The organism is Streptomyces sp. NPDC002784 (assembly GCF_053592135.1).
Map to the genome: position 1 here is coordinate 1 of NZ_JBSFVD010000049.1, position 17,357 is coordinate 17,357.

The 17,357-nt window shown below is 69.5% G+C and carries 17 protein-coding genes and 2 pseudogenes; 13 read left to right on the forward strand and 6 right to left on the reverse strand.

All coding sequences use genetic code 11. From position 1 onward, the window contains the following. The coding region (locus tag ACWD1Z_RS34920; protein ID WP_451124535.1) for an oxygenase MpaB family protein at positions 1 to 954 on the reverse strand (954 nt) is incomplete at its 3' end. A 950-nt stretch (positions 955 to 1,904) separates the two neighbouring features. Here ACWD1Z_RS34920 and ACWD1Z_RS34925 point away from each other — a divergent pair. The 3 genes and pseudogenes from ACWD1Z_RS34925 to ACWD1Z_RS34935 all read left to right on the forward strand — a co-directional run. Then, positions 1,905 to 2,003 (forward strand): annotated as a pseudogene (locus tag ACWD1Z_RS34925) (telomere-protecting terminal protein Tpg); the annotation flags it as partial. Positions 2,004 to 2,516: 513 nt separating this feature from the next. Next, on the forward strand, positions 2,517 to 3,590 hold the full coding sequence (locus ACWD1Z_RS34930) for a polyprenyl synthetase family protein (RefSeq protein WP_451124537.1): 1,074 nt from the start codon (positions 2,517 to 2,519) through the stop codon (positions 3,588 to 3,590). Positions 3,591 to 3,691: 101 nt separating this feature from the next. Beyond that, a complete protein-coding gene (locus ACWD1Z_RS34935) occupies positions 3,692 to 4,780 on the forward strand; it encodes a polyprenyl synthetase family protein (RefSeq protein ID WP_451124539.1) in 1,089 nt (362 codons plus the stop codon). Here the strand turns inward: ACWD1Z_RS34935 and ACWD1Z_RS34940 are convergent, their stop codons facing one another. The 3 genes and pseudogenes from ACWD1Z_RS34940 to ACWD1Z_RS34950 form a co-directional block, all read right to left on the reverse strand. After that, positions 4,781 to 5,302 carry a hypothetical protein gene (locus tag ACWD1Z_RS34940; RefSeq protein WP_451124567.1) on the reverse strand — a complete coding sequence of 174 codons (522 nt, stop codon included), beginning with the start codon at positions 5,300 to 5,302 and terminating at the stop codon, positions 4,781 to 4,783. Between the two features lie 151 nt (positions 5,303 to 5,453). Then, positions 5,454 to 5,945: pseudogene (locus ACWD1Z_RS34945) on the reverse strand (wax ester/triacylglycerol synthase domain-containing protein); the annotation flags it as partial. A 14-nt stretch (positions 5,946 to 5,959) separates the two neighbouring features. Then, positions 5,960 to 6,619: a hypothetical protein gene (locus ACWD1Z_RS34950; protein WP_451124541.1), complete on the reverse strand. Its 660-nt coding sequence runs from the start codon at positions 6,617 to 6,619 to the stop codon at positions 5,960 to 5,962. A gap of 164 nt (positions 6,620 to 6,783) precedes the next feature. Here ACWD1Z_RS34950 and ACWD1Z_RS34955 point away from each other — a divergent pair, with 164 nt between their 5' ends. Together ACWD1Z_RS34955 and ACWD1Z_RS34960 are read left to right on the forward strand one after the other, a co-directional pair. Then, complete coding sequence (locus ACWD1Z_RS34955; protein WP_451124543.1) at positions 6,784 to 7,380, forward strand: hypothetical protein; 597 nt, start codon at positions 6,784 to 6,786, stop codon at positions 7,378 to 7,380. Between the two features lie 146 nt (positions 7,381 to 7,526). After that, entirely contained in the window at positions 7,527 to 7,745 is a 219-nt protein-coding gene (locus tag ACWD1Z_RS34960) for a hypothetical protein (RefSeq protein WP_451124545.1), read from the forward strand. A gap of 57 nt (positions 7,746 to 7,802) precedes the next feature. Here ACWD1Z_RS34960 and ACWD1Z_RS34965 read toward each other — a convergent pair whose 3' ends face one another. Further along, complete coding sequence (locus ACWD1Z_RS34965) at positions 7,803 to 8,738, reverse strand: ArsR/SmtB family transcription factor (protein WP_451124547.1); 936 nt, start codon at positions 8,736 to 8,738, stop codon at positions 7,803 to 7,805. A 283-nt stretch (positions 8,739 to 9,021) separates the two neighbouring features. On the opposite strand from ACWD1Z_RS34965, the gene ACWD1Z_RS34970 reads away from it, so the two are divergent. From ACWD1Z_RS34970 to ACWD1Z_RS34995, 6 genes are all read left to right on the forward strand, one after another. After that, positions 9,022 to 9,402, forward strand: coding sequence for a hypothetical protein (locus tag ACWD1Z_RS34970; RefSeq protein ID WP_451124549.1), 381 nt, complete (start codon positions 9,022 to 9,024; stop codon positions 9,400 to 9,402). Between the two features lie 1,010 nt (positions 9,403 to 10,412). Beyond that, on the forward strand, positions 10,413 to 10,841 hold the full coding sequence (locus ACWD1Z_RS34975) for an ATP-binding protein (protein ID WP_451124551.1): 429 nt from the start codon (positions 10,413 to 10,415) through the stop codon (positions 10,839 to 10,841). A gap of 883 nt (positions 10,842 to 11,724) precedes the next feature. Beyond that, complete coding sequence (locus ACWD1Z_RS34980) at positions 11,725 to 12,063, forward strand: MerR family transcriptional regulator (RefSeq protein ID WP_451124553.1); 339 nt, start codon at positions 11,725 to 11,727, stop codon at positions 12,061 to 12,063. Positions 12,064 to 12,299: 236 nt separating this feature from the next. Further along, complete coding sequence (locus ACWD1Z_RS34985; protein ID WP_451124555.1) at positions 12,300 to 12,440, forward strand: hypothetical protein; 141 nt, start codon at positions 12,300 to 12,302, stop codon at positions 12,438 to 12,440. A 142-nt stretch (positions 12,441 to 12,582) separates the two neighbouring features. Next, positions 12,583 to 13,200 carry an RNA polymerase sigma factor gene (locus ACWD1Z_RS34990; protein ID WP_451124557.1) on the forward strand — a complete coding sequence of 206 codons (618 nt, stop codon included), beginning with the start codon at positions 12,583 to 12,585 and terminating at the stop codon, positions 13,198 to 13,200. After that, positions 13,193 to 14,167, forward strand: a complete 975-nt coding sequence (locus ACWD1Z_RS34995) for a CU044_5270 family protein (protein ID WP_451124559.1) — start codon at positions 13,193 to 13,195, stop codon at positions 14,165 to 14,167. The genes ACWD1Z_RS34990 and ACWD1Z_RS34995 overlap by 8 nt, the downstream gene beginning before the upstream one ends. Positions 14,168 to 14,210: 43 nt before the next feature. On the opposite strand, the gene ACWD1Z_RS35000 is transcribed toward ACWD1Z_RS34995, so the two are convergent. After that, positions 14,211 to 14,573 carry a MerR family transcriptional regulator gene (locus ACWD1Z_RS35000; protein WP_451124561.1) on the reverse strand — a complete coding sequence of 121 codons (363 nt, stop codon included), beginning with the start codon at positions 14,571 to 14,573 and terminating at the stop codon, positions 14,211 to 14,213. Positions 14,574 to 14,646: 73 nt separating this feature from the next. Between ACWD1Z_RS35000 and ACWD1Z_RS35005 the strand changes: the two genes are divergently transcribed. Both ACWD1Z_RS35005 and ACWD1Z_RS35010 read left to right on the forward strand, forming a co-directional pair. Then, entirely contained in the window at positions 14,647 to 15,507 is an 861-nt protein-coding gene (locus tag ACWD1Z_RS35005; RefSeq protein ID WP_451124563.1) for an NAD(P)-dependent oxidoreductase, read from the forward strand. A gap of 339 nt (positions 15,508 to 15,846) precedes the next feature. After that, positions 15,847 to 17,334 (forward strand): MFS transporter, encoded by a 1,488-nt coding sequence (locus ACWD1Z_RS35010; protein ID WP_451124565.1) that lies wholly within the window; start codon positions 15,847 to 15,849, stop codon positions 17,332 to 17,334. Positions 17,335 to 17,357 lie beyond the last annotated feature (23 nt).

The window sequence follows — 17,357 nt, forward strand, 5'->3', positions numbered from 1 at the left end:
ACGTAGGCGGGATCGGCGTACCAGGCGGGGTCGGACAGGGTGTAGAGAGCGAGGACCACGGCCACGCAGCCGCCGGCGAGGGCGAGCGCCGTCGTCGCTGGCCCCGGGTCCGATGAGGTCCCGGTAGAACTTGATGGCCTGTGCGGTCATGTAGACGCCGTCATCGGTCTTCTTCCACTCCTTGTCGCGCTGGGCGTTCCACAGCGCTTCGACCTCGTCGGCGTTCTTGGGCAGGAGCCACTTCTCCGGGGTGCCGAGGTAGTGGTTGATGTAGTGCCACGCACACATGAAGCCGTGGGCGTCGTCCTTGGCGACGTGCAGGCCCAGGTTCTGCATGCCCTGGAGGATCTGGGTGCTGAAGACGCAGGCGGCGCCGGTGGTGTACTTCTGGGAGACCGGCTCTCCCCACTTGGCGTAGTCCCACTCGCCGCTCTTCTTGTGGAGTTGTCGCACGGAGGCGTGGACCAGGCGCACCTTCGTGACGGTCGCGGCCAGACTGCGGTCTCGCAGGGCGCTTTCCTTGCCCATATCGATGAACAGCCGCGAGGACTGCGACAGTCGGCGGCCCGGTCCCTCCACGCCGCCCAGTCGGCCCGTGGAGCGCAGGGTGAAGGCTCCGGTGGGAGAAAGGTAGGTGCCGATGAGGCCGACCGTGCCCTGGAGCATGGACGCTTCCCCGTGGTGGTGAGCGAAGAAGCCCTCCGCCGCCCGGACATCGGCCTCGCTCCAGTCCGGCGGCGGGGCCTGCGCCTCGCGCAGGAACTGGGCGAGCCGCTCGGGCAGCCCGGTCAGATCCTGGTCCGGCCCCAGTTTGTTGATGGTGCGGAACAGGTGGTTGACCCCGTCGACCTCCCTGTTGTCGATCATGTCGGACACCAGCTGGTCGGCGGGCGGGTCTCCGGCCTTGCTCGCGGCGTCCATCTCGGTCACGGCGTTGGCGGCTGTCAGCGGCACAGGACAACTCCCTCTCACGTGCGGGACTCATCATTCCGTCGCCCGGATTCAGGCAGGCACCACACACCGTCTTGCCGGGCGACACCGGCAGGGGCAGACGGCGCAAGGCGCGCGGCCAGGCAACGCGCAAGTGATCTTTCCGGGCTCAGCCCGGGCCCGCGATCCCCCATCCGAGGTAGGGAGGGGCACGCCCCCCGCGTACTGGAGGGACTCACTTCGCATCCGCGCATCGCCTCCCCCGTACGCAACCCGCTGCGGTTTCGACCAGGCAGCCGCGCCAGTACCAAACTTCGCCTCTCGGCCCGTACGCACTCCGCACGCCGAGTAGTTCGACGCGGTCGACGCGCTGGTCGCGTCCTGCTCCACGCTGCCGTCGGCGGAGGAGCACAGCAGCCGCGCACCGCGCACGACCTGACGCTGGACGACGTCGCCGTGATTCTGAAGGTGCGGCGGGCCAGAGGATCCGGCTGAGAGTCGGCGAAGAAGCCGACCGAGCAGCGCGGCCCGGAGCGCGAGGCGCACACCCGATTACTGAGACGGCCCGCGGAACCCCGCCCCGGCGCCCCGCCACGTTCGCCGACGCGCCCGCCCCGGCACAGACGCAGACGCCGCTCATAGGCCAGGCGCCTGAGGTTGCGGCCATGACTGCCACCGAGGACACCCAGAACCCTGCCCCGTTGTCGCTGACGGTCACCGCGACCCGCCCGCCGCGCACCACCAGGCCACCGACGTCCCGCCGTCCGGGCGCGGAGGCGGACCGGCTGGCATCCCGGCGGGCGGCACCGACCCCCGCCTCGAGAACGGGCCAATCGCGGTCGTCGACGTCGACACCGCCGGGGTGGTGCTGGGACCGCCCCCGGCGGCCTGGTCTTGGACGTGCCCGCCAAGTCCCTCCCGGTCCCGGTGTACTGGACACCGACCCACTGCTGGGGTGCACGGGGGGTTCACCAGCGCTCAAGGAGGTCTGCTTCCACGACGGCGGCCGCCGTGCCGGCAGCCTGGCAGGGGTCCGGTTCACGGGCATCGAGCACCTTGAGTTCGACCTGTAGCAGCCCTGCCCGAACAGCTCGCGAGCCCCGGACCGATGCGTTCCGGGGCTCGCTCGCGTATCCGTGGGGGTCGGATGTTCATGCACGCGATGCCGTGTTCAACGACGCTTACAGCACGGCGGTTACTCCGCGTCCGCTGCCGGAGGCGGCAGAAGGCCGGTCTGCACGGAACTGATCGACGAGCCAGCGTCAGTCCTCGATTCCAGAAATGTAGTCGATCCCTTTGAGTACAGGTCCAGTTCGGCCTCTGCGCCGCACAGCGAGCACAGCCGGACACCGGCTGCTCTGCTGCGTCCAGCAGGTGATCAGCACAAGAACGGTCCACGCTAGTCAGGGCGTGCTCTGGGGCCGCCTTGGTCGTTGATCAAGCATGAAGATCAAACGGGTGGTCCGGCCGCATAGCCGGACGGGATCCGAAGACAGCCGGCCCCTATCGGTCCATCGTGGCGGCACAGTCCCGTCGCCCGCGAGTCATGGCCGTTCGCCGGTGCGTCTTGTCGGGAGGGCCGACCGGTGACTTCGGGTGTGCTTGACGTTCGGGAGATCGATCTGAGTGCTGTGCGGGCGCAGGTCGATGCGGTGCTGGAGGACTTCCTGGAGGACAAGGCGCGCGCGGCGCTCGGCAGGAGCCATCCGCCGGAGGTCGTGGACACTCTGCGGGACTTCCTGGCCGCGGGCGGCAAGCGTATCCGCGCCCTGTTGTGTGTGGTGGGTTGGCATGCCGCGGGCGGGAGCGAGGACAGGGCTGCGGTCCTGCAAGTGGCGGCGTCGCTGGAGCTGTTCGTGGCGTTCGCCCTGATCCACGACGACATCATGGACGACTCGGCCACCCGTCGAGGCCGCCCTGCCGTGCACCGTGCTCTGCGTACACGCCTTGGTTCGTCCTCGCGGGCGGAGCGGCTCGGAGCGGGCGGTGCCCTTCTGGTCGGCAATCTCGCTCTGATCTGGGCGCAGGAGTTGCTGCACGCCGCCGAACTGTCCGTCCAGCGGCGCCGGGCGGTGCACGGGTTCTACGACGCGATGCTGGAGGAGGTGATGTATGGCCAGTACCTGGACGTGATGGGCACCGGCCCCGATGATGACATTGACGCGGCGTTGCGGATCGTCCGTTACAAGACCGCCACTGCGACGGTCGAGCGCCCTTTGCAGCTGGGAGCCGCCGTCGCCGGCGCCGATGACACCACCCTGGACCTGTGCACCGCGCTGGGGCTGCCCCTGGGAGAGGCGTTCCAGATCAGGGACGACCTGCTGGACGTCTTCGGCAGCACGGACGGCGCGTGTATGCCTGGCCTGGGAGACCTTCGGGAGGGCAAGCGCACCGTTCTCCTCGCTGCGGGTCTGCGTGCGGCCACCTCGGCGCAACAGCGTCGCCTGCGCCACCTGGTAGGCCGGGCCGATCTCGACGAGCACGGGGCGGCCGAGGTGCGGGCCATCCTGGAGCAAACCGGCGCGCGGCACCGTACCGAACGCATGATCGCTTCACGGTATGAACAGGTCATGCGGGTGTTGGATGCGTCCGCTGTGCCGCCGGCTGCGTCCCGGGCGCTGCGCGGACTGGCCGTCACCGCCACCCAGTACACCTCCTGAACCCTCCAGAAGTGTCCGGTGCACCCTGCCGGACAGAGCACGATCCGACTCCTGGCGCTGCGGTCTCGCGCGCCTCCGGCATCACGGACGGAATCCTCCTCATGACCGACATCGCTCTTCCCACCGACCAGGTCAAAGAGCGCTTCGCCGCCTACGAACGCCGCTTCAACGCACGGTTCGAGCAGTACTTCCGCGACCTCGCAGGAAGCTTCGATGCCCCGTCGTCCAGCAGCTTCACCCCTGAATGCCTCAACCTTCTGCGGGACGTGTCGGTGCGGGGCGGAAAACGGCTGCGGGTGGCGTTCATCTACGAGGCGGCCCGGCTGGTGACGTCCGATCCTGTGCCCGGTCTAGAGGAGGCCGCGCTGAGCATCGAACTGCTGCAAACGCACGGGCTGATCCACGACGACATCATCGACGACGGCCTCGTCCGCCGGGGCGGCCCTTCCACCTACTACGCCTACAGGGAGAGGTTCCCCGACCGTCCGCAGGAAGCGCTCGGCCTTGCCGTGCTCGCCGGCGACCTCGCGCTGGTCCTGTCCCTGCAGGTTGTCCTCGACTCGCCCGCTCCTCTCTCGGTCCGTCACGCCATGGTCGGTGTGCTGACCGCGGCGGCCTCCGCCGCGATCGTGGGCCAGATCACCGACATCGAGCGGGACTTCACCGACATCCCGTCCGAGGAACTGCTGCACGCCGTCTCCGACTACAAGACCGCCCATTACTCGATTCTGGCCCCCTTGCAGTTGGGCCTGCTGGCCGCAGGGGAGGAGCCGGCCCGCTTCGAGGCGGAGCTGCGCCGCTACACGCGGCTCGTGGGAATCTACGAGACCATGCGGGACGACTACCTTGACCTGTTCGGCGACGCGCAGACCATGGGTAAGTCCACCGGTCGTGACCTGCGCGACGGCAAGCGCAGCTACACCATCGCTGCCCTGCTGGCGGCCGTGAGCGGCAGCGAGCGGGCGGTGGTGGAAGCCGCGCTCGGCGACTCTGCCTGCACGCCGGAGACGGTGGCTGCTGTCCGGGAGATCGCCACCAGCCACGGGGTCGAGCAGAAGCTGCGGGCGGACATGCGCCGTTATGCGGAACTGGCTTCGGCCGAGGCGGCTGGCTGGCGCCCGCGCTGGCGTGAGGAGGCCGTCGCCCTCTTCGAACACCTGCCGCTGTGGAGTGTCGAACGGGCTCTGTGATCACTCCACGGACCGCCCCGGGGCGGGTGTGGCTCCTGCTGTCGTAGCGGCTCCGGGGCTGATCGTCGGCCGGCCGGCTGTCGACAGCTCTTCCAGGGCCTGCCGCCACAGTCCGGGCAGGGTGTCGGCGCCGGGGAGGGCTTCGTCGATGCGGAAGCACAGACTTGCCTCACCCGCGTAGACGAGCATGACGACCGCCAGGGGGCCCCGGGCGGACAGCACATGACGGGATCGATCCGGTTCACGGCCGCGTTCGCCATAGCGGAGGCGCTTGCGCATCACCAGGAAGGAAGCAGCGAGGGTGAGCCGGCCCGGGGCGGTACTCGCGGCCACGAGGCGCCCGAGAAGCCGGGCGGCAGGCGGGTAAGGGCCGCGCGCAGTACGGCTCGGTGTCCGGGCGGCACGGGGCCAGGCCGTGCTCGCCCACCCGGCGATCGCGTGGCCCAAGGCGGTGAGGTAGACGTCGTTGATGCCGGCGCCGCCGCTCGCACGGGCGGCCGCCTTGAGCAACCCCACAGGCACGTGTGCCCACGACGTGCGACGGCGGCTGGAAAGCGGGGTGCACGGGCGAGGTCCACACATGGTGCTTCCTGGCATGCCGCAGCAGAATGGCGACGCTGCGCCATACCTGCCGCATGCCGGGCCGGGGCTCGGCGGACCCTGTCCGCGCTACCGGCGCGGGCCGCTCGGCGGGTGAATCCGGACCGAAGAGGGACTCCATGACCGCGGCGATGGTGCCGCCGTCCTGGACGGCGTGATGCGTCAGGTACAGCAGCGCGAACCCGTCGGGGATGTGTCCGTGCAGCAGGACCAGGCGCCAGGCCGGTAAGCCCTCGGGCCAAGGGACGTGCATCAACTCCTGCACCGTGGCTTCGAGGGCTTCTGGCCCTCTGGGCACGCAACGTGCGCCGACGTGATGTGCGGGGTCGGGAACGACATGTACCCACTGAGCCTGCCGGCCGTTTCCGTGCAGGAGGTGTGTCAGGCACGGAAGGTGGGGCAGGCGCGCGGCTACGTACTCCTGAAGGTCGCTCAGCTCGGGAACGGTGCCGGACAGTTGCAGGACCGCACCGATGGTCGAGGCGGCGTCCGGGTGCTCGGCGCGCTGTTCCAGGTCGCGAAGGAAAGAGATCGGCGGCGCTGGGGGGAGAAGGAATGTTTGCATCTATGTTGTCTGTGTCATCGCAGGAGAGTGAAGGCCACGCCGCTGACGACCGCGCCCACGCATGCTCCGACGGCCACCTGGGCGACGGTGTGGCACCGCAGCCGCACCCGTGACCAGCCGATCAACGCCACCAGCGGTGCGGAAAGGGCCCACCACGGCCCGTGGAGCAGAGCGAGTACCGCCAGGGCACCGGCCGCAACCGCCGAATGCACCGACACCTTCCAGAAGAAGGTGATCACCATCAGTACCAGCAGCACAGCCAGCATCGCCGCCACCAGTGCACGGACGGCAGGTGTGGCTGCCAGCCCGTACAGCAGCCCTGTACCGGTGATGACCGAGGCCAGGACAACGGGGCCGGCCACCAGACGATCCTGGCGCTGCCGTACATGCCGGTCGCTCCAGTAGCTGCGGCGTTCCCCCAGGCGGAGGAGCACCGAGGGCAGCACGCTGGTGAACAGGGCGGCGAACAGGCCCCACCCGGCTCCCGTGACGCCGTCGGCGTGCCATCCGAACAGCGGCGCCAGGACCAGCATCCAGTTCCTCGGCTCGAAGCCGTCGCTGAGGAGCCACGCCCAGCGCGCGTCGGTCCGGGTAGGCATGCCGGATGCTTCGCGGACGTGGGCAGGAAGAGCCGGTTGTGCCTCGCGCACCACCGCGGTCTGCTGCTCGGCCACTCATGCCCCCTGTCTCGCGAAACCTGTTGACGTCCACCGGCACAACGACACCGAACAGCCCTGGTCACGGCGCCGAAGCGGTCTCCAGCACACCTGGCACGGAGGCTCGTGCCGACGGGGTGGCGCGGGTGCGCAGGGCGAAGGCGGTCATTCCGACTGCCGCCATGCCCAGCCCGCCCGGCGGCGAACAGTGCCGGCATCGCCATGGCCTGCTGCCTCAGGTCATCTTCAGGACCGTGCAGAGAGTGCACGAAGGTGTGCGGAAGGTCTTTCTGGGTGAAGAACCACTCCCAGGCCCTGTTCTGGTCGTCGAAGGGGGTGGGCAGCTCCTCTCCAGCATGCAGCGCCTGGACAGCGCGGGCGGACTCCTGGAATGTATGGAGTTCAGCTTTGACGAGGGCCTGGCCAACGGCCCACTTTGCGATAGCTCGTTGAGTGGCCGGGCCGGCGGTATCCACGGCGTCCATCAGGTCCCGGTCCAGGGGAATGAGGCCCAGTTTTCTGCCGCCGACCGCGCGCAGCGTCGGACTTGGCGGCGGCTCACCCCCAATCGCCTGCTTCGGCTGTGCGGTGCCGCGAATCCAGGCCACTTGTTCCTGACGACGGGTCTGCATACAGGACGTGTGGGCCTGACTGTGGAGGTCCACGAGGCCGAGCCGTCGCTCGATGAGCGGTGGGAGGAGATCGTCGAGGTCTCCTTCCGGCCCGGCTCCTCGCAGACCGCCGTCGTGCCATGGGGCGATGGCCCGCTCTGCTGTTGAGTCGCATCAGGGCATGCGGCCTGCCAGCATTCCTCACGGAGACAATCTCCCGGCGACCGCTCATCCGTGCTGCGAACACCGCGGCCCACCGCGTTGGTGACCTGGACTGCAAGCTCTCGCAGCGGCCGGTCTAACCCGACCTCCGCGTGAAGATTCCCCTCGTCCAAAACCGTGCCCTGTGGAACGAGCGGCTGGACCGGGCCCCGGACACCGCCCCGCCCGCCCTGCGCACCCGCGACGACCTCATCCCGAGATCCTGCACGGTCGACGAGGCCGTCCGCGCCTCCGCCCCCGCCCGGACGCTCCAGGGCACGGCACCGACCCGCGGGGGACTGGCGATCACCGCGCCGGACGGGCTGGGGTAGGGAGTTAGGTGATCGCGGAGTTCACCTGGGGCCTTCTCCAGCGGACCGCGGTCGCGGCTACCCGGCCGGACGCGTGAGAAGCTCCACCAGCGCGGCCCCGCGGCCGGTCAGTCGTTGGCGCACCTCACGGCCGTAGCGTTCGCGCTGGAGCAGACCGGCTGCCTTCAGGTGTTCGCAGTGGTAAGTGATGGTGCTGACCCCCATGTTCAGCGCGCGGGCCAGTTCACTGACCGTGGCGGGGGGTTGCACCGAGCGGAGCACGCCCGCCCTGACCGGTCCCAGCAGCTGAGCGAGACCGTCCTCATGCGCGGGCTGCCGTTCCGGTGGGCCAAGACGCCCCAGTCCGGGCAGCGGGTAGCTGAACCAGACCACGTCGTCGCGGTCAAAACTGTGCATCGAGGCGGCCGTAGCGGAGACCACGGGAACCAACACCAGTCGGCGGCCCGCGAGTTCGAAGACGTCCCTCGCGCACTGCGGCAGCTCAAGCGCCCCGTCCACGTAACGCACCCGAGGACTCAGACCGGTCAGCACCGCGCCGAGGTTCCGGCTGACCACGGCGGAACCCACCCGCTCGGTCTCCTTGCCCAGCAGGGTGTCCGTCCGCGCCCACAGCGGCTCCAGGCGCCGCCAGGCGGCATCGGCCACCTCGTGGTACGCGGCGAGGAAACGCGCGGGGTCGTCCAGCACCCGCTGCCAGCTCCGGGGCACCGCGTCGCCGAACTGCCCGGTCACCTCGGCCGCGAGGTCGTCCGGGTCGACCTCCCGCAGCTGGGACAGCACGGTCTCCATACGGGTGGCACGCACATCGCCGGTCAGCGCCAGTACGTCCGGCAGCCAACGGTGTCCGGGCCCGAACAGGGGGCGGATCACGTCGGCCGAGGCGGGCAGGGCGGCTTCGACGGTGTTCCGCCACCGCTCCGGCACCCCGTGCCGCGCACCTCCCAGCACCTCGTGCAGTACGGGGAAGAGGGTGGCGCCGGGAGTCCGGGCCACTTCCACGTGCACCTCGTCCAGCGGACCCAGTAAGAGACGACTGCCGGTCAACAGGAACCCCCGTCGTGAAGGTAAAGCGTGGTTCGTGCTCCGACCGGCACAACACCGTCCGGCCGGATGTCCTTCCCCGGACGTCGGTTTCCGGCCACCGCTGCGGGCGGTCGCGGCAACGTTTCGGGGATTCTCGAAAGGCTTGTACGGCTCCCTACGGTGGGCGACGCTGGCCGCACGAGGGATGCCGCCGGCCCGGGGCCTCCCGGAATCCATCAGGGGGAATCAGAGGATGTACAGGACGAGTTCGCGCCCGCTGATCAAGGTCATGATGACGGCAGCGGTGGGCGTGATGGCTGCCGCCGGTATGGCGGCTCCGGCCTCCGCGGCCACAGCTCCGCAGGCCGACCGGACGAACGTGAGCGCCGAGTTCGAGACGGTCACCACCTGGGTCCAGGGCAATGTGCGGACCGGGCCGTCGACGAACGACCGCATCGCCTACACCGTCGGGGCGAACCACAACCTCACCGGCGTGTGCTGGCTCGAGGGCGGCATGGTCTCCGCCAACGGCTACACCCACAACAAGTGGGTGTACCTCTTGGATGGCAACTACATCTGGGGCGGCCTGCTCAAGGGCAACGAGGTGGGCAACGTCAGCTCCCGCTGCTGGTGACCCACCGGCCGCTCCCGCACCCACCGCGGGAGCGGCCCTCCCTGCTCTGCGGGCCAGACAGGAACCCCGCTGATGGCCGCCGCCAAGACGGAGGCTTCAGCTTCGCCCAGTTCCGTGCCGACCCGATGCTCGTCTCCTTGCCCGCCGGATACCGCTGGCAGCCCTGACTCACTGGATATCGTTGGCCGTTGTGGGGGCGGGGTTCCACGGGGGTCCGTCTCGGGCTGGGGCTCGGGCGATTTTCAAGCGGGGCAGGTGAATGCCGGAGCGGCGGGCGTTGGGCAGCGGCAGGGCAGGCACACCCTGAGCAGAGGCAGGGGGCGGCCTGCGTGGCGAGCCCATTGGGCGCCGACTGCGGTGGAGCGCTGGGAGAAGCAGCCCTTGACGCGGCCGCGATGGAGGGCCTTGGTCAGGTACTGCAGCACAGTGCGCAACCTGGTCGGGCCGGCGGTGATGCCGGGGAGGGGCGCCCATCTCCCGGCGGGTTTCCCATCTTCTCCTCGGCCGGGTGCCGGTTGTGGTGGGCGATGGCAGTGCGGCGCCCCCGGTGGCCGCAGCTGCCGTTTTCGCTGTGTGCAGCGCTCGGGCTGCCGTCGGGTGCGGTGGCGAGCGGCTTGTCGACGTTCGCCGGCTGATCAGCACCCAGCCGGCCAGACCGCCAGGGATGTCCGGCTCCCTGGTGCGCACAGATGCTGTGGTGCGGATATAGCTGGGCCCAGGGGCGGGGTCGGCCTCCCGTGAGCGGTGTCCACACGGGCCCGGTGGGGCCCTGTTTTCTCGATGTCTTCGAGGGTGGCGGCTGCGAGGGGAGTTTCGCGTGCGGGGCCCCGACGGGCGGGTGCTTTGCTCCTCGCCTTCGTGCACCACTGGCCCCAAAGCGAACGTGTCTCTGCCATGTATGCAGGGAGGGTGGGTACTCGGGCACTCGCGTACGGGGAGTGAGGGCGAGGCCAGTGGGATCTCATGCCGATGCCGACGGTGACGGTTGCAGGACCGCGAACGGATACCTGATGCGCGCAGGCTACGCCCTGAGCGGGTACGACGGCTGCATCGCCGAAGCCCGCCATCACGCTGCCGCCTTCCTCGAGAAGGCCCGGACCGATCATCACCTGCCCGTGCCCGCTCGCGCGAGGGACCTCACGCAGCTGGTGGTCAGCGAGCTGGTCACCAATGCCCGCAAGTACGCTCCCGGTCCTGTCCTGCTGGAACTGTGCATCAATGCCCGCGCCGTGGACGTTGTCGTGTGGGACAGCGACCCCACCGTGCCCGCTGCCCGGGCCACCGATCCGGACCGGATCGGCCAGCACGGCCTGGAGATCGTCAAGGCCGTGACCGAAGCCCTGTTCACCGAGCAGGAGCCGGTCGGCAAGCACATCACGGCCCGCATCGCCCTGTCCGACGGCCCCGGTGGGAACGCCACCAGTCGCCACACCCAGTAGCCGGCAACGCGCTCCCACTGGTCCGTCGCCTTGCGTATGACGGTCTGCCCCAGCAGCCGCTTCTCAGCCTTCCTCGACCTGGGTGGACTCCATCTGGTGCCCTTATCACGGCTCGAGGTCGATTACCTCCCCTTCGGACACGCAGAAAATCTGTCTTGGCTGGAGTAGACATTGGGTGGCGGTGTGGTTATGGTTTCTCTCGTAGCTCAGAGAGACAGCAAGGCCTGGCAGAGATGAACTGCCGGCAGCAGTACCCGCAGTTGCAGTACGCAGGACGGTGCGGTGGTGGAGTTCCGAAGCCAGGGCTGTGCAGGACGGTGACGGGACTGACGGCCGGACCGGGTGGCCCGCAGTGATCAGGGGCCGCCGTGAGCAGTACCGAAGTTGCAGTTCAGTAGGTGCAGTACCCGCAAGTGCAGTTCGCAGTACCCCGCAGTGAAGTGAGTGAGCAGTACCTCGGTGAAGGCGCTGGCTGCGGACGCGCGCACCGGGAGGTTCGGCAGTGGGGTTCCAAGCCAGAGCAGACGCAGGACGGGCGACGGGGCTGGCTGCCGAAAGAGTGGCGCTGTGACAGGCCACGGAGCAGGTCGCATCACCAGCAGTACGCAGTAGAGCAGTACCAGCATTGAGGGAATGAACGGAGGGATTGGGCGCCATCAGGATCGCCCGGGCGGCTTGTTGAGTCCGGGTACCGCAGGACATCGATAGTGAGGTGGTCTCCGGTCAAGCAACCGCGATCCCAGCGTCCCCGACAGCAGTTCGGCCGGGTGGGCGTAGATGGAAGGCCGGCGCAGTAACAGGGCCGGCAGATGGTGTAGCAGTTCCTTCGGGCCCTGGCGCCGTACGGCGCCAGGGCCCTCCACGTGTGCCACAGAGAGGTCAGATGACAGCAGACGACTTGTACGGCCGTCTCGATGACGACGACTATCCCGCCTACACCATGGGCCGGGCCGCCGACCTGCTCGGCACCACCCAGAGCTTCCTCCGTGCCATCGGCGAGCACCGCCTCATCACCCCGCTGCGCTCCGCCGGCGGCCACCGCCGCTACTCCCGCTACCAACTGCGCCTCGCCGCCCGCGCCCGCGAACTCGTCGACCAGGGCACGCCCATAGAGGCCGCCTGCCGCATCGTGATTCTCGAAGACCAGCTCGAGGAAGCCCAGCGCATCAACGCTGAATACCGCCGCGCCGCCGACTCTACGAACCCGAGGGCCGCTGTCTGAGAGAGCTGGGACCTCCAGTGCCTCCGCGTCGGCCGCAGTGTTAAACATGGCCGCTCGGGCGGCGGATCTGTGCCGGTGCCGACGCGGCCGCCGCGCTCGGGCGACGCTCCTTGAGTTTTTCGACGTGACGGTCGCGGCGGGGTGTCCGCAGCAGCCTCCGTGGCCGTGCCGTTCAACTTCCTGCCGTACCACCGCCTGTGCCGCGCGCACTTCCCCGGGATCTTCGTCCTGGGGAAGTGCGCCTGGCGCGTCAGGCGTTCGTGGTCCACCACCAGAGCTGCCCGCTTCAGCCGCAGCGCCTGCCCGGCGCGGAACACCGACTGCCGCTGCTGTATCTGCTCGCCGTCCCGGTGAGCCGCCGCCGGGACTTGGCCTGACGCGACCCCACCAGAAGGGCTTTACGGCGCCGTAGCGGGGGTTGAGGGGCCAAGGGGACTGAGGGAACTGGATCGGGGCGAGGGGCGAATGAGAGGTGAAAGCCCAAGCCTTCGAAGCATTCCCCAGATGAGAGGAGCCCCGATGACCGTCGAACCAGGCGTCCGCACGGGGGCGGAGAGCGATGCCTTGGTCATTGCGCGGTCCCGGGATGAGCCCGAGGCATTCGCCGTGCTCTTCGACCGGCACGCGGATGCGGTACACCGTTACCTGGCCCGTCGGCTCGGCAGCGAGCCGGCCGACGACCTCATGGCAGAGACCTTCACCACTGCGTTCCAGCAGCGGCACCGGTACGACCCCGCGCGCACCACGGGCCACGACGCCCGGCCCTGGCTGTTCGGCATAGCCACCAACCTGGTCGGCCGGCACCGGCGGGCCGAGGCCCGCCGGTTCAAGGCCCTGGCCCGCGTCCCGGCTCCCGCCGACCACGAGGAGCCGCTGGCCGACCGGGCCGCGGCCCGGGTAGGGGCACAGGCCGTACGCCGTGAACTGGCGGCGGCACTGGCCGCACTGCCCGCACGGCACCGGGACGTACTGCTGCTGGTGGCGTGGGGCGGTCTCGGCTACGAGGAGGTGGCCCAGGCCCTCGGTGTGCCCATCGGCACGGTCAGATCACGGCTGCACCGGGCTCGCAGCAAGCTGCGCGAAGCGTTGGGCGGATCCGATCCCACCATCTTGCGAGAGGCATCCGGCCATGAGTGACGAACTTGAACTCCTGCGGGACTGGAACGCGGACGCGGCCCCGCTCACCGAAGAGGCCCGGGACCAGGCCCGCCACCGACTGCTCAACACGATGACGCGCACGCAGCAGCACCCGGACACCGCACCCGGCCGCCGCCACGTGCTGCGCCTCGCGGCAGCCGCGGTGGCCACGGTGGCGGTCACGGGCACGGCAGTACTGATCGCCCCGGACGGCGCCGACGAGGGCGACCGCACCGACCGCGCGGGCACGAACGCCCCGCGGATGCGCAACGCCGGCGCTGTGACGGTGCTCAACGGGGCAGCGGCACTGGCGAGCAGGCACGAGAAGCCTCTGGCACCGCGCAACGACCAGTTCATCTACTCGAAGCGCGTCATCCAGGAGACGGAGCAGCAGACCGGCGCGGTCAAGACGTATACGGACGTGAACTGGGACTCGGTGGACGGCTCCCAGCGATCCTTGACCATGGAGCTCGGCCGGGTGATCTGGGAGGAGCCCATGGGGAAGAACGAGGGCGTGTGGCCGCCCCGGGAATGGAGCGCGCTGAAGAAGCTGCCCACCGACCGCGAGCAGCTCATCCGGGGCATCATCGCCGTCGGCACGTCCGACAAGCCGATCGACGAATTCACCGCCTGGGACTGGTACGACGCCTACTTCATGCTCGGCGAGCTGTTGAAGTGGCCGGTGCTGCCCGAGGGCCTGCGTCCGGCCGCATACGCGGCGCTGGCCCTGGTGCCAGGGGTCAAGGCGACCCCTGGGATGAAGGACTCCGCCGGGCGCAGCGGGGTGGGGATCTCCTACCCTGAGGGGCCGTACGAGAAGGGCAAGTACCTCATCTTCGACGCGGAGTCCTATGAGTTCCTGGGCTTCCGCGCCGAACGGACCTCGCGTTCGGGGAAGAAGACGTACATCCAGCTGTCGCACGTGGTGGACTGGGCGATCGTCGACCGCTTGAGGCAGCGCCCCTAGCTCTGCCTCTGACCAGCAGAGACAGTGAACTGCAAGTGGAGTGCTAACTAGCCATCCGCCGCTCCGTGGCCGCCAGGTACTCCCGCAGTGTCTGGCGGGACTGGACGAGCGTGTCGATCTGCTCGTCCAGTCCGGCGATGCGTGCCCGCAGCAGGTCCAGGGTCTCCGGGCAGGGCTTCAGATCGGGGGCCGCGCCGGTGACGCACGGTTGGAGGTACCCGATCTCCTGGGTCGACAGCCCGGCGTCGAGCAGTTTCCTGATCTGGGCCACGGTCAGCACGGCGTCCTCGCCGTACTCGCGGTAGCCGTTGTCGGCGCGGTCGGGCACCAGCAGGCCCTGCGCCTCGTAGTAGCGCAGTTGGTGCGAGTTCACTCCGGTCCGCCGGCTCAGCTCCCCGATCAGCATGGGCGTTCCCCCTTGACCTTCATACCGGTGTGAAGGTTGACGATTGTGCCACCGATCAGCGAAGGAGCACATGATGCGCACTGGCACACCCGTCACGGTTCTGGGCCTCGGGCTGATGGGCGGCGCCCTCGCCGGGGCGTTCTTGCGCGCGGGACACTCGACGACCGTGTGGAACCGCACGAGGGCCAAGGCCGACGACCTCGTGGCTCGGGGCGCGGTGCTCGCCGAGTCCCCGGCGGCCGCGATCGCGTCCGCCCCGCTCGTGGTGGTCTGCGTGTCGGACTACGACGCCGTGGCGGACGTTCTCGACGGACCGCTCGACGGTCGGGTCGTGGTGAACCTGACCTCGGGCACGCCCTCGCGCGCCAGAGCGCTCGCCCAGGAGGTGGCGCGCCGCGGCGGCGGCTATCTCGACGGCGGGATCATGGCCGTCCCGGAGGCCGTCGGCACGGCCGACGCCGTGCTCGCCTACAGCGGGCCACGGCCGCTGTACGACGCCCACGAGTCAACCCTGGGCAGTCTGGGCACGGGCCTCCACCTCGGCGATGACCCCGGACTGTCGGCCACGCACGAGATGGCCACGCTCGTCCTCATGTGGGGCATGCTCGACGGATTCCTCAACGCCGCCGCGATACTCGGCACGACCGGTGTGTCCGCCACGGCGTATCTCCCCATCGCGCAGACGGCGATCGACACGGTGGCCGGCTGGCTGCCGGGGTACGCGCGGCAGGCCGACAGCGGCGTCTACCCGGCCGACGACGGCACCATCGACACCCACCTGACGGCGATGGCGCAGGTGGTCCAGGAGAGCGAGTCGCTCGGCGTCAACGCCGAACTGCCGAGGCTCGTCAAGGCGCTTGCCGAGCGAGCGGCGGCCGCAGGTCACGGCGCCAGCGGATATGTGGCGCTGGTGGAGCAGTTCCGCAAGCCGTGAGTCGTGCGGTGGTGGCCGGGTCCCGCACCTGGCAGCCGTAGAGGCTTGAGGCCGTGCAGCTCGTACGGACCAGAGCGGTGACTGTGCGTCCGGGCTGCACCCTCATCTCAGGCTGCTCCTGGCCCTACCGCGCGCGGGCTTTCACGAGTCACCCGCCACCCCTTCCGGAGTGACGTGAGTCACACCTCGAAAGCCTAGTGCACACTAAGTGTTGGGATTCATCATCGAGCGCACGGCTGAAACGTTTCTGTCGTGTTGCGGCCACCTGGCCTTTCCCTCGACGGCGCTGCCCTCACCACCCCCACCTGCGCCCGGCTGATCCCTGAAAGGAGCGGACTCGTGACATCGACGTCAGCGAGCCCCTCGCTCGATGCAGCACCCGCCCCGCACGGCCAGAAGTGGACCCCGCGACTGGTGGGCGTCCTGATCGCCCTCATCTGGCCCACGCAGTTGCTGGTGACGGTGGGCATCCTCGGCTCCAACGCCACCGCCGACGTGGCACAGAGCTTCCACACGACGCAGGTGGCCTGGTTCTCCCTCATCGTGACGCTGGTCTCCGCCCTGCTGAGCCCGTTCGTCATCAAGCTGGGCGACCTGTACGGCAAGAAGCGGATCATGCTCGGCATGATCGCCCTCGGCGTCGTGGGAGACGTCATCGCCGCAACCGCGGGCAGCTTCGAGATGGTGCTGGTCGGCCGCGGCCTGGCCGCCTGCTACGGCCCCTTCCCGGCACTCGCCTTTCCCGCGGTGCGCGACATCTTCCCCGGCCGGCTGGTCAAGTCCGCCAGCGGCATCCTGGGCAGCAGCCTCGGCCTGGTCGCCCTGGGCTCGCCTTTCCTGGCCGGCTGGCTGATCGACGACTGGGGCTACAAGGGCGCCATGTGGTTCCTGGCCGGGGCCACCACCGTCTCCTTCGTCCTCGTGGCGACGCTCGTGCCCGAGACCCCCAAGCACGCCTTCGAGTCCGGCTTCGACTGGCTCGGTGGCATCGTCCTCGGCAGCGGCCTGGCCATCCTCGTCTACGCCGTCGGACAGGGTCAGTCCTGGGGCTGGGGGAGCGCCAAGACCCTGGCCTGGCTCGCGGCCGGAGCTGCCGCCCTGGCCGGCTTCCTCCTCGTGGAACGGGCGAGCAGCCACCCCATCCTCGACCTGGGGGTCCTGCGCCGCCGCTCGGTCGCGACGACCGTCGTCTCCGGCGCCCTCGCCCAGGCGGCCGCCTACACCGCCCCCGTCGTCGCCATCCTGCTGGCGCTCTATCCGCACATCCCCGGCGTCTCGGCCGGCTTCGGCTGGACCGCCCAGCACAGCGCCACGGTCGGCGTCACCTGGAATCTTCTGCTGTTCGTCACCGGCCTTGTCGCCAGCCGCTTCCTGCGTGGGGTGGACACCCGCCTGATCTGGTGGGCGGGTGTCGCGATCATGGGCCTCGGCTACCTGCTGGCGGGCCTCTACCACGACGGCGCGGTCCAGCTGACGTGGACGATGTGCGTGGCCAGCCTGGGCAGCGGCCTGGTCGTCGCAGCCGCGCCGGTACTGGTCGTCGGTGCGGTCTCCCCGGACGAGCAGGGCCTGGGCAGCGGCATGCTCACCATGCTCACCCACGTCTTCGGCGCGATGTTCGGCGCCGCGATGTTCGCCGCCCTCGCCTCCGACAGCACAGTCCTTGAGGGCACCGCCTTCTACGGCGACAGCGGCTACACCTCGGCCTTCTGGGTCGGCGCCCTGTTCAGTGCGCTGGCCCTCGCCATCGGCCTGCTGATCCCCCCGCTGCGCGAACCCGAGGAGGAGGCCGAAGAGGAGGCCGAAGAGGCACCCTCCGCGGTCTGACGTACCCCCGTCCTGGTCCGGCC